General features: G+C 65.9%; 12 protein-coding genes and 1 pseudogene. All 13 read right to left on the bottom strand.

The genetic code is table 11. The annotated features are described in order from the left end of the window. The coding region (locus M7H45_RS03165; protein ID WP_298214628.1) for a phage tail tape measure protein at positions 1-1,642 on the bottom strand (1,642 nt) is incomplete at its 3' end. A 122-nt stretch (positions 1,643-1,764) separates the two neighbouring features. Then, positions 1,765-2,052, bottom strand: a complete 288-nt coding sequence (locus M7H45_RS03160; RefSeq protein WP_298214627.1) for a phage tail assembly protein — start codon at positions 2,050-2,052, stop codon at positions 1,765-1,767. A gap of 3 nt (positions 2,053-2,055) precedes the next feature. Next, positions 2,056-2,430, bottom strand: a complete 375-nt coding sequence (locus M7H45_RS03155) for a phage tail tube protein (RefSeq protein ID WP_298214626.1) — start codon at positions 2,428-2,430, stop codon at positions 2,056-2,058. Positions 2,431-2,445: 15 nt separating this feature from the next. Further along, positions 2,446-3,951, bottom strand: coding sequence for a phage tail sheath subtilisin-like domain-containing protein (locus tag M7H45_RS03150; protein ID WP_298214624.1), 1,506 nt, complete (start codon positions 3,949-3,951; stop codon positions 2,446-2,448). 2 nt (positions 3,952-3,953) lie between these two features. After that, entirely contained in the window at positions 3,954-4,196 is a 243-nt protein-coding gene (locus M7H45_RS03145; RefSeq protein WP_298214623.1) for a hypothetical protein, read from the bottom strand. A 3-nt stretch (positions 4,197-4,199) separates the two neighbouring features. After that, positions 4,200-4,568, bottom strand: a complete 369-nt coding sequence (locus M7H45_RS03140) for a hypothetical protein (RefSeq protein ID WP_298214622.1) — start codon at positions 4,566-4,568, stop codon at positions 4,200-4,202. A gap of 36 nt (positions 4,569-4,604) precedes the next feature. After that, positions 4,605-6,446, bottom strand: coding sequence for a terminase gpA endonuclease subunit (locus tag M7H45_RS03135; protein ID WP_298214620.1), 1,842 nt, complete (start codon positions 6,444-6,446; stop codon positions 4,605-4,607). Then, entirely contained in the window at positions 6,421-6,996 is a 576-nt protein-coding gene (locus M7H45_RS03130; RefSeq protein WP_298214619.1) for a terminase small subunit, read from the bottom strand. Before M7H45_RS03130 ends, M7H45_RS03135 begins: the two co-directional genes overlap by 26 nt. 150 nt (positions 6,997-7,146) lie before the next feature. Next, complete coding sequence (locus tag M7H45_RS03125) at positions 7,147-7,854, bottom strand: hypothetical protein (protein ID WP_298214617.1); 708 nt, start codon at positions 7,852-7,854, stop codon at positions 7,147-7,149. 191 nt (positions 7,855-8,045) lie between these two features. Further along, complete coding sequence (locus M7H45_RS03120) at positions 8,046-8,444, bottom strand: DUF6362 family protein (protein ID WP_298214630.1); 399 nt, start codon at positions 8,442-8,444, stop codon at positions 8,046-8,048. 253 nt (positions 8,445-8,697) lie between these two features. Further along, positions 8,698-10,476 carry an ATP-binding protein gene (locus M7H45_RS03115; RefSeq protein ID WP_298214615.1) on the bottom strand — a complete coding sequence of 593 codons (1,779 nt, stop codon included), beginning with the start codon at positions 10,474-10,476 and terminating at the stop codon, positions 8,698-8,700. After that, on the bottom strand, positions 10,476-11,138 hold the full coding sequence (locus tag M7H45_RS03110; RefSeq protein ID WP_298214613.1) for a hypothetical protein: 663 nt from the start codon (positions 11,136-11,138) through the stop codon (positions 10,476-10,478). Before M7H45_RS03110 ends, M7H45_RS03115 begins: the two co-directional genes overlap by 1 nt. After that, positions 11,138-11,471: pseudogene (locus tag M7H45_RS03105) on the bottom strand (hypothetical protein); the annotation flags it as partial. The pseudogene M7H45_RS03105 and the gene M7H45_RS03110, both read right to left, overlap by 1 nt.

The raw sequence follows: 11,471 nt of genomic DNA, 5'->3' as shown, positions 1-11,471 counted from the left end.
CGGGCGCGGCGGATGGCGGGGCCAAGGGCTGCACCGGCGCGGGCGCGGGTACGGGCGGCGGGGCCAGGGGCGGCGATGGCGCGGGTTTGGGTGCGGGCGCTGGTTCTTCCACATAGCCGAAGCGCCCGCGCCGGACGGCCTGCGGCGGCGGCGCGGCCTGGGGGTGATCAAGGCCGAGGAATTTCGCGGCCCCCTCGATCTTTTTGCCGATATTATCAAGAACGGCGCCCATCGGGTCGAAGACGCGGTGGAATTCCCGGTCGATCCAGCCCCAGGCCTCGCCCAGGAAGGCGGTGAAGCCTTTCCAGTGATCCCATAATTCGTAAACGGCAACGCCCGCCGCGGCCAGCGCCAGGGTGAGGACGCCGATCGGGTTGGCCTCCACCACGAGGTTGACGGCGAGCATTACGTCCTTGAAGCTGCGCGCGTCAGCGGCGAGATCGAGGAATTGCACGCCCATGCGCGCGATCTGCACCACGGCCTGGCCGCCCATGGTGGCAGCGTTGGCGAGAATGGCGGTGGTCAGCGTGCCGAAGGCGGCGGCGCAGGTAAGGACGGGCGCCATGAATTGCGCCGCCATGACCACGCCGGCGGCGATCATCACATCCTTCATGCCGCCGAGATCGCTGATGACCGTCTCCGCCCCGCCGGCGAACGCCTTGGCGTCATCGGCGATCGTTTTGAAATCGATTTTCTTGAGATCGCCGCTAATGCCCTCGAGGACCTGCTGCAGATCGAGCGCGATCCAGTCGCGGTTCTTGGCGACGAACTCGGCGAAATCCTCGAGCAGCGGCGCCATCGCCGGCGCGAGCTTGGCGCCGATTTCCGAGGACAGGCCTTGCACGCTGAGCGTGGCCGCCTTCCAGGCCTCGTTGAACTGCTCGAGCCCCTCATTATCCTCGGCGCTGAAGGTGTAGCCGAATTTGCTGAAGGTATCCTGCAGCTCCCGCAGCTTTTCCGGGCCCATGGTCAGGAACGGCATCAGCTCCTCGCCGCTGCGCCCGAACAGGGTCATAGCCATGGTGGCGCGGGCGGCAGGGTTCTCCGTTTTGCTGAAGCTGCTTTCCAGCTCGGGCATGATATCCGTGATGGTGCGGATATTGCCATGCGCGTCCCGCAGCGAAATGCCCATAGCCTGGAACAACGCCGCCGCCTGCTTGTTATGGCCGGTGGCGGCGCGGCCGAGCGCCACGTTCAGCCGCTGCAAGCCGGTGGAGAGCTGCTCCGTCGGCACGCCCGCCTGGGTGGCGGCGTATTGCAGCTTCTGCAGGCCGGGCGTGGCGATGCCAGTGATCTTGGACATATTGACCAGCGCCTCGGAAGCCTCGGCGGTGGCGTGCGCCAGCTCCATCAGCCCGGCAACGCTGGCGGCACCGCCGATCGAGCCCAGCATGGGCAGCACATCGGCGATTTTTTCGCCGGCCTCGCCGATTTTCTCGCCCAGCTCGCCGAAATGCCCGCGCAATTCGCTGACATGCTCGGAGACCTGCCCCCATAGCTTCTCGGAGGGCGAGGGTTGCAGGCGCTTATGCGCCTCCTCGCCCGCCTTGCCCAAGCCGTGCAGCTTCTCCTCCAGGGCGAGAATCGGCGCGGAGAATTTATCCAGCACCGAAATCACCGTTTGGAAGGTTTTCTCAGCCATTGCGGGTTATTTTTCCGAAAGAATACGGTTGGTTTGCTCGACGTGCAGGCGCAATCCGGCGAGGCTCAAGGCGAGCACGCCGGGGCGGTCCTTCCATAGCCAGGCCACGTTGAAATAGACCTTCAGGATGGCGCCTGGCTCGCCATATCCCCGAAAAAACCCACGATTTCACCCATGGCGCGGGTGTAATCGAGCACGGCGAGCTGGGCCACGCTCGAGGACGGGATGCCGGCCAGGGCCGCGATATAGGCCCCGATCGCCTGGGTATCGATCACCTGCTTGGTCTCGCGCCCGCTCGTCTCGATCTTGAACGGAAAGCCGCAGGCGATGATGTCATTGCCGGTGGGCTCGCGGAAATTCAGCTCGGTGATGGTCTCGCCATGCGCCTGGATCGGTTTGATCAGCTTCATCGCTCAGCTCCCCGCCAGATTTTCGATGCAGGACATGCCCTCGAATTTGACCGCGGTCTGACCCTGCACGCCATCAAGCGTGCCGTCCCCGGCATACCAGGCGCTTTGCAGCACATAGGTCTTGCCGGTGACGAGCTCGAGCGTGACCGTGCTGTTGATGATGTTCTGCAAAGCCTGCACCGAGAGACCGCCCATATCGGAGATGTCCCCTTCGATGCTCGGGACCAGATATTTTTCGGTGTAGCCATGCACGCCGTCGCCGCCGGCGACGCCGGTGCGCTGCTTGTTGTTGGGCTGCACCTTCCAATTGCCGCGCAGGAGGTATTGCGTGCCGTCGACCTTGAGAAAGGCCGTGCCGCCAAGCGCTTGTGATGCCATTTATGTGCTCCGGGATCAGGCGGCCGTGGCCGCGTTGAGGATGAACTGGTTGATGACGGCGAGCATGGAGAGGCCATTGGCGAGCTCGGGGCGCCAGATGATATCCACGCGGTTCGGGTTGCTCGGGTTGATCTGCACCACGGTGGCGGCGGCCATGGCGGCGGCGTTCACCACCAGCCCGCCCGCTTCCATCTGTGCGTATTGCGCCGAGATTTCGGCCTTGATGATGTTGGGGCTGACCGCCGGCACGGCCGGGTTCACGCGCGTGCCGTCGGGCACGAGGATGGAGCGGCCGAACTTGGTCACCAGCGCGTTCTCGAGCTGGCGGGTGATCGCCATCAGCGTGAACAAGGTGGTGGTGTAGCGGTAGCTGCCATCCGGCGCGCCTTGGGCATTGGTTTTGTAGGTGGTGACATCCTGGCCGATGGTAACGTTGCCATAGACATCCGAGCGCGGCACGGCGCAGCCCGCCGCCAGCAGAGTGTTTTCCTGGGCGAGGGTGAGCCAGCTCGCGCGCGGCGCTGCCATGACGGTGGAGAGTTGCAGGCTTTGCAGCGGCTGGCTGGGCAGGTTGCGCAGGCTGACCGCCGCCGTGCCCATCCAATCCGCCACGAAATCCGCCGGATCGGCGGCGAAGCCGATCAGCGGGATGAAGGTGCAATGCTGATCGTTGAGGGTATTGGCGAGGGTCAGGGCGGAGGTGATGGTCTCCGGGCTTGCCGTCCAGACATGGCCGTAATCCTGGCGGTTCCAGGCCCAGCGGCCGGTGGCGTCGTTCATCGTCTGCGTCATCTCGCCGATCTGCGTGGCCTCGCCGCAAGGGTTGCCGATAAAATCGAAGAGCTGGTCGCCGATGGCGGCGGCGACGCTGGCGAGATCGGGATCGGTGGCGCCACCGCTCATGGCGGCGATGGCGATGCCCACCCCGGCGGGCAGAATCTGCCCCGCCGTCTGGCCGAGCAGGTTGAGGCCGAGATTGATGTTATTGCCTTGCGCGCCCTTATTGACGGCGGTGACGGTGACGACGCCGGCGGCGGCGCTCGCCGTGACCGGGACGAGCGGCGTGGCATTGATCGCTGCCGCCAGATTGCTGGCGATGACGCTGGCGGTATCGCCCGCGTTCACGCCCACCTGCACGAGCTGGCGGCCGATATAGGCGAAGATGGTGCCAGCGCCCCCGGCCGGGCCGGTGACGGTAAAGCTGCCGGTGGCGGCGGCGCCGGTGGCGGCATCGGCGAGCGGCAGCGCCCAGAGCGGCCCCACCGGGTCAGCGGTGAAATAGGTGGCGCACATGCGCGCCAGCATGGAATTGGCCCCGAACAGGCTGACCGCCTGGGCCGGGCTCGGCACGAATACCGGCACGCCCGGGGCGGCGGCGCCGGCGGCCTGCATCTGGCCGATCAGCAGCGAGGGCTGCTGCTGATTGCCGAGCACGCCGGCGAGGGTGTTGTTGAACTCGACATAAAACAGCGGCGGCAGAAAATTCGCCGGAATATGCTGGAACGAGACGGATTGCGACACGGTTATGCTCCTTGCGGGATGGTGACTGCGGCCCCAATGAGATTATCGGCGGGGACGGTATTGCTGGCGGGCGTGGAGGGGTTGGGCACGGTGACGCCGGCGAGCTCGAGCGGCGCGCCGGCGGTGACGGGGAAGACATCCACGCATTGGCATTCCAGCCGCATGGTGATGAAGCCTTCATGCTGCTCGGCATCGCCGGGCAATTCCTGCACGCTGTCGATCGTGTTGATGCGCTCGAGCGGCATGGCCTAGAACGCGGCCGAGGTGAGCAGGGCATTCTCGATTTGGATGCGCAGCGTATCGGTCAGCCATTCGGCTTCCGCCCTGGTCCGCCCGGTCGCCTTGCCGATGATGACGAGCTCCACCTTGGCCTGGTAGTTTGGCGGGCTGTCGCCCAGCCAGGCGCGCTGAATGCGCGGCGTGTAGATGGCGATGAAGAACGGATCATCGCTGGTGATGGCCATGTCGCGGAACGCCTCGACCTGCGTTCCCGCCAGCGTGCCGGCGGCGCGCAAGATGCTCACGGCGCGGGCGCGCATGAGGCTGGCGAGGTCCATGCCCGCCCCGGCCACGCCGAAGGCATCGCCGCCGGTCATGCCGCCAGTGACGCCGCTCATGTCAGCCTCTTCAGCTTGAGCAGGACATGACCGAAGCTATCCGGGACCGTCTCGCTGATCGCGCTCCTCCGCCACCAGCTGCTCGAACCAGGGATGCGGCGGCAGCGGCGCCGCCAGCGCCTTGGGGAAGCGGATCGCCCAGCGCGCATCGGGGGCCTGGCAGAGCTGATCGTTGAGATCGTCCTTGAACAGGTTGGGGTTGAACAAGGCGAGCGGCACCTCGCCCATGGCGCCGGAGCGGCGGTCCTTGCGGTTGCTCTCGGGATAGACCACCTGCAGGCGCGGCGCGGCGGGCGTGGCCGCGCCCTTGGTGGGAATGATGTTCCACACCGGCAGGCCATTGATGCGCCCGAGCAGACGCGCCTTGCGGGCCGCGCGCAGGCGCTTCCAGGCGGCCATGGCCTGGGTGGCGACACCAGGCACGCCCTGGCTGTCAAACCCCGTCAGATGGGCGCGCAGGCCCCGTCCCGGCTGGCCTTCGAGCGGCCACAAGGTCTCGGTGGCGAGCTTGAGGACATCGTCCCAGTCTTCCTCGCTGGTGCCGGGGCTGGCGGGAATGCTCCGGAAATCGACGATGACGCTGCGCCCGCCCTCGCACCAGCCGCGCGCCAGCAGCTCGAAACGGTTGCCTTGCACGTCGATCATCACCGTGATGAAGCGCACGCCATGCGCCACCTGGCCGAGCTTGAGATTATCCTCGGCCCGCTCCGCCAGGGTGTTGGCATCGATGCTGTCCTGGCGCCGCGCCTTGGGCAGCGGCATGCCCCATTGCTTAGAGACGACTTCGCGCAGGGCCTGGCGGTCATTGTCGCGCAGAAATTTGCGCTCGGCCCGCGCCCGCGCCACCGCTAGCCCGCCAATGCCGCCCAGCGCGAAGGGCGACATCGCCCCGGTGATCCAGAACCCGGCGGTGTCGCGCTTGATCAGCTCGCCATGCACCGTGCCATCCTCATCGATGCTCTGGCCCAGCCCCACCCATTTGCCGGTGAGGTTCATGGCGTGGCGCGCGCCATCCTCGATCAGGCAGCCATGCACCGGGCAGGCCAGCCGCGCCATGGCGCGGATCTCGTCATCCGGGGCGGCCTCGTCGTAATGGATCGTCATCACCCGCGCCGCCGCCGGGTTGGGCGAGCTGTAAACGCCGCAATGCGGGCATTGCCAATACCACAGGCAGCGCGTGGAATCGCGGAACAGCTCCATGATGCCGCCATTCCAGCCGCCCTCCTCGAGGTCGTCGGCATTATCGGGATGTGACAGGCACAGCATCTTCGAGCGCACGCCGAAGGTCTGGCGGCGCAGATCGAGCACTTCCTTGGCGTTGGGGATGGACTGGCAGATCTTATCCCATTCATCGGCGACGATGCGCGGCGCGGATTTGCTGATCATGTTGCCCATGACGCCGGCCAGGAACTGCACGCTCATGCCGCCGAAGCGCTTGAAGAAGATGGAGTTGTCGCTCAGCAGCGCCTTCAGCTCCTTGTGGTCGTTGACCATGCGCAGGATCGGCCCCTTGGCCTCGGTGGTGACCAAAGGCTCGCTCGCCGAATACCAGAGCATGTCGGCGGGATCGGCCAGGGCCGAGGCGAACAGGAAATTACGCGCGATCTCAGTCTTGCCGCATTGCCCCGGCCCGGCCACCGCCACGGTGAGATAATCCCCGGAGAGGGCTTCCATCGGCCCGATCAGATAGGGCGCCAGGGCGTGATCCCAGCGGCCGACATAGCCGCCGCCCTCGTTCGAGAGCCAGCGATTCGCCGCCGCGAAATCGGCGACATTCGCCGGCGGGCGCGGCCGGAAGGCGGCATTGAACGCCTGGGCGAGAATGCGCTCGCCCGAGGCGTAAGGCGCCAGGTTAGCCGAAGAGAGTGCGAGGCTCATGATCTTCCTCCCCGGGGCTGACCCGCGCCATCATTTCCTGCACGAAGGCAGCGCGCGCCTCATCGAATTCGCGGGCCATGGCGCGGCGCACCGCCTCCGGCAGGTTATGCGCGGCGCAAACGCGCTGCACGGCGCTTTCCTGGATCTGGGCATAGCGGCGGATCATCCGCTCGAGGGCGGCGCGGATCTCATGCGTGGGCACCAGGAACCCGGCCTCCTTGAGCTCCTCGCGCTCGATTTGACGCAGCCTGGCCGCCTTGAGCTGATCGTCGATCGAGACCTTGCCGCCCGGCTCATCGCGGAACAGGCTGGGCAGGCGCAGCTGCGCCAGCTGCTCATCGCGCTCGAGCCGCTGGCTCTCTTCCTCGGCCCGCCGCGCCTGCAGGAATTCCACCACCGCCTGGGGATCGAATTTCCATTCCACGCCCAGCCCGCCGCGTTGCACCACCGGGAATTCGGCATAGCGCTTGATCAGGGCCGAGACCGTGGGCAGCGAGCAGCCGAGCAGCTCCGCCAGCTTGTCCTTGTTCACCAGCAACGGCTCATTCATGGCGTCACTCACGGCGCGCAAAAACCGCAACAAAAGCCTGATTTTTCAATGAAAAAGCGCGCTCAAAACCGGGGTTCGAATTACCCCGGAACCGACTTGAGGCGCAGAAGGACCCGCGCCGCGCCGCGCGCGCTTTATTCCCGGCGGCGATCACGCGAACCGCTCCAAGGCCGCGTCAAGCTCCGCCGGGAAGATGCGCGCCGCATCCGCCGCCACCAGCTCATTGAACGGTAGGCGCTGGCGGTAGACCGGCGTCTTCTTGACGAAGATCATCAGGCACTCGACGCCGCCGCCCGCCTTGCGCCGGTACACGCCCGGCTTCAGCCCGCGGCGGTTGCTGCCGCCCCGCACCGCGAAGATCTGCCCCGTCCGCGTCTTACGGCTCCAGCCCTTGACGCGATTGGCGCGATAGCCCTGTTCGCCGAAGGCGCGCAGGATCGACATGATCTGGACGATCTGGCCGCGCGACTGGTTGCCATATTCATCCAGCGCGGCAGCGCTGCCCGGCGTGACATAGGCGCCAGGATTGATCAGCCCGGCCGCCGCGAACGCCTTCTCACTGCGCTTGTTGCGCCGGACGCCGCCCTCGATCTCCGGCCCGAGGAAATAGCTGGCCGGGGTCATTTTGCCGCCCGTGCCAGGCTTGAGATAGACCGCGCTCGCCAAGTTTTGCTTGGTGGCCGGGCGGGCGGCGAAAGCGTTCAGGGCATAGGGCGTCGGGCGATCGAACGCCTTGCGCGCGTGTTCCTTCATCTCATCCCGGCATTTTACGGCGGTACGGGTGAGCGCCACGACGCAGGCAAAGGGCAGCTTTTCACGGAAGCGCAGACGCAGATCATCCCGGATCGCATCCGCCATATCCTTGAATGAAACAAAGCTATCCGCCACTTGCCTCAACCCCCAACGCAAAAACCCCGGATCGCTCCGGGGTTGCCATAACAAAAAACCCGCCACCAGGATTGGGGACGGGCCGCGAACGCATCTATCGAGTAGACCCTTTTTCTATCGTACATTTTGATCGTGTTGATCAAGCCCTAAAAATATTTTTTTTACGCCTTCGCCAAATTTACGCCTTCGCCAAACTTTTTTTGCACCAGCCGGTAATCGAGGCCGAGCGTGCGCCCAATCTGCCGCCAGCTGAAGATATGCAGGTTGCTGATCGGATGCACCATCGCCCGCGCGAACAGAATGCGCCGCGTCACCACCTCGCTCTCCGGCAAGGCCAGCACCCAGCCAAAGGCTTCCTCCATGCGGCTGATCTGCTCGGCGCTCGGCGCGGGCGGGCGCAGCGCCAAAGGCGCCGCTTCATCGTGGAATAAGCGCCGCACCACGCGATAATGGCGCTGCGCCAGCTTCGGCGAATAGCCCCGCTCCGGCAAGGAAATCTCTGTCTTTCCAGCTTCTTCCAGCCGCTCGACGATGTCCTTGACGCTCAGCCCCTCGGTCACAACGCCCAATGGTCACAACTCCTGGTCACAACAAACATTAATAAAATCATATAGTTATATTTGTTGTGACCGTTGTGACCGTTGTGACCAGCTTTTTGTGCAAAGGCGCATAGGCCGTAAAACTTCCTATAGGGGCGTTCCAGCGCGGTCACATGGTCACATCGGCCAAAAACAAACACTTAGCGGTCACAACGTTGGTCACAACGCGGTCACAACAAATGATTTTGGTTACAACATTGAAAATTAAGGGATTTTATCCGTCATCCGCACCGGAAATATCATCCCATGAGAGCCAGACGGCCTTCCCGGAGACGCTGCCAATGCGCACGGATGATTTGGAGCGCCGCGCCGAGGGCAGGCGCAGGATCTCGAACAGCCAGCGTTCACCGTCATAAGGCGTTCCCATAAAAACCTTGCGCAGCGGCTCCGCGCGCGGATTGATCCACAAGCCATTGCCTTGGCCCAGGCGCGGCACCGGCTTGCCAGTATCGCCATCCTTGTCATCGGCGCGCACCGCCCGCACGCCAAAGCGCTCGAGTACGCGCCTGGCCCGGGCGATATCGCCGGTCTCGCCCGGCTCGAAGGTCCTGGGCGCCATCGCCGCCTCGATCACCCGCGCCACCGTATCCGTGTCGGTGGAGCGGTCGAGCTGGACCACATGCGTGAGCAGCTTCATCAGCACCAGCTGCGGCCCGTCATCCTCGGCCATCTCATCCGCGCCGCGAATAAAGGCGCGAATATCGCCCGCAATTCCCGCCGCCTCATCCTCGCCGGGCGCGCCATCATGCGCCAGCACCCAATAACCCGCCAGGATCGCGCCAAGCTGATCCATCTCGCGCGCCACGCAGCCTTCCCGGCCCAGCGCCAGCCGGAACCGCGCCAGCGCCGCGTTATAGCGGTCGAACCCATACAGCGCCCGCGCGAACAACCCCGGCGCCGCCGCCTTGGCGCGCGCAATCGCCGCCTGCATCGGCTCGAGATTATCCGCGCCCGCCGGCGGGCGCAGCAATTCGATGATGGAGAAGCGCGAGCGGTGCTGCGCCTGCATCGGCGGCGGCGAAATCGAGGCCATGATCACCGAGCCGATCATCTCCACCACGCGCACGCCGCCATCCGCCGTGCCGCGATGTTTCTTGGTGCCGGAGCCGGAACTCGCCGCCAGCACCACATCCAGCAGCGCCGCCGCGCCATCCGCCGCGCCGCGATCCGAGCTTTCATCGATGAAGGACGGCATCGCCCGGCCATCCACCGCGCCCTCGATCCCCGCCTTGGTGGTGTCGTTGCTGTAATGGCTGATCGGCGCCATCGCATTGAGCAGGCCGAGCAGCTGGCTCTTGCCGGAATTCGAGGCGCCGGAGATGAAGCCATTGGCGCGCCAGGACAGCGCCGCCGCATAATAAGCCTGCCCCACCAGGCCGAGGGCGATAATCTCCGCCCCGTCATCGCGGAAGGTCCACAGCCGCGCCATGTCGCTCAGCAGCCCTTGCGCCACATCGGCGGGCGCAGCTTCCAGCGCCGGATAAGGCATGCGCGCCGCCGAGGCGAAAATCTGGTTGCCGATCTTCACGCCGGCGGCGCGCTTCTCCCCGGCGATGAAGATGGCGTCGCCGCAATGGGCGATGGGCCTGCCATCATCGCCCGCCCACACGCCGGGACGGCGGATGATGACGTGATCGCCATACATCCCCGCGCCGCCGCAGGCGTTCATCAGATATTCGCCCGCCCGGGCGACGGAAAATCCGCGCGGCATGCCCTCGGCGTCCACCGCCTCGAATTTGCGCTTCACCCAGTCCATCTCGCCCATGAACAGCGCCGCGATCTCGGCGCGGGAGCCAAGCTGGCGCGCCGTCAGGCAGCGCTTCTCGCCCTTGATGTTCAGGAACCAGAATTTACCGTCGGCATAACCGAGCGGCGTCACCGGGCAGGGCGTATCGTCATTCCCGTCCTGGTCTTGCGGCGTCATGCCATCGTCGCTCCGCGCCTTGCGCCGCCGCGCCTTCTTGGCTTCTTCCAGGGAAATCGGCTCCGCCATCACGCCGCCACCAATATTTGCGGCCCGGTCATTTCGCGCCGGATCATCTGTTGCAGCTCCTCGCCATGCTTGATGTTGTCGGCGATAATTCCGGCCTCGCAGCCGCGCAGCCAATCGGCCAGAACCCGCCGGGCGCCGCATAGCGCCACGCCCTCGCCGCCGCTCAGCAGCCATTCCCTTGGCGTGCGAAAGACGCGCGCGGGCGCGAAGTCCTCGTCAAAAATCCAGGTGGGATTGCCAATGAAGGGCAATTCCGTCCAAGGCGACGCCCAGCCGATCACCTGGCGCAAATCCCGGGAAATCACCGCAATGCCGTCGCACCACCCGCCCCAGAAGCGCGGATGCAGCGCCTCGCAGCGCGTCGCGCCGCGATAACACGCCACCGCCCAGCCCATCGCGCTCGCTCGCCCCAGCGGCGCGAGCTGATGGAACTCAACCGCCGCCCCGGGCGGCTCGCCATGCGCTTCATACAGGCAGGGCTTGATCATCCCCAGCAGCGGGCAAAGCCGCGCCAGCTCCCAGCCAAGCAGGGATTGCAGCGAGCGCATCGCCCGCGGCGGCGCGTCGAGCCGGTCGAACGCATACTTGGCCCAATCGCCAGTCCGCGCATAATCGCCCGCGATCGCGGCCTCGCTCCACGCCCGCAATGCCGCATCCGCCATCACCGGCCGCCCCTGCCCAGCTCAAGCTTAAAGGGCGGCAAACCCAGCCGCGCGCGGCGCGCATTCACCACGTCCAGACTCAGATCGCGATCGACGCTAAGCCCGCGCGTTGCCGCCCATTGCTCGATCTCGGCCCAATGCGCCGTCACCGCCCCGCGCGGCGCGGCGCTACGCGGGGCATGGGATGCAGGCCGTCTTGCCGCATCCGCCGCATCATCCGGCCGGACCTGCGCGGCCGGGCCCGGAGGCGCCGCTTGGGCGGCGGATGGCGCGGCGGATGGCGGAGCCAAGGGCTGCACGGGCGGCGGCAAGGCGGCGGCCGGTTTGGCCGCG

Source organism: Acidocella sp. (assembly GCF_027352905.1).
In the GTDB taxonomy this organism is placed as follows: Bacteria; Pseudomonadota; Alphaproteobacteria; order Acetobacterales; family Acetobacteraceae; genus Acidocella.
Note: the sequence above shows the minus strand (reverse complement) of the source record. Positions and strands in the feature narration are given on the sequence as shown.

Bases quoted from the DNA above. Each gene is read 5' to 3' on its own strand.
- M7H45_RS03160 (WP_298214627.1), bottom strand. From the start codon at position 2,052: ATGAAGCTGATCAAACCGATCCAGGCGCATGGCGAGACCATCACCGAG.
- M7H45_RS03155 (WP_298214626.1), bottom strand. From the start codon at position 2,430: ATGGCATCACAAGCGCTTGGCGGCACGGCCTTTCTCAAGGTCGACGGC.
- M7H45_RS03145 (WP_298214623.1), bottom strand. From the start codon at position 4,196: ATGCCGCTCGAGCGCATCAACACGATCGACAGCGTGCAGGAATTGCCC.
- M7H45_RS03140 (WP_298214622.1), bottom strand. From the start codon at position 4,568: ATGAGCGGCGTCACTGGCGGCATGACCGGCGGCGATGCCTTCGGCGTG.
- M7H45_RS03135 (WP_298214620.1), bottom strand. From the start codon at position 6,446: ATGAGCCTCGCACTCTCTTCGGCTAACCTGGCGCCTTACGCCTCGGGC.
- M7H45_RS03130 (WP_298214619.1), bottom strand. From the start codon at position 6,996: ATGAATGAGCCGTTGCTGGTGAACAAGGACAAGCTGGCGGAGCTGCTC.
- M7H45_RS03125 (WP_298214617.1), bottom strand. From the start codon at position 7,854: ATGGCGGATGCGATCCGGGATGATCTGCGTCTGCGCTTCCGTGAAAAG.
- M7H45_RS03115 (WP_298214615.1), bottom strand. From the start codon at position 10,476: ATGGCGGAGCCGATTTCCCTGGAAGAAGCCAAGAAGGCGCGGCGGCGC.
- M7H45_RS03110 (WP_298214613.1), bottom strand. From the start codon at position 11,138: ATGGCGGATGCGGCATTGCGGGCGTGGAGCGAGGCCGCGATCGCGGGC.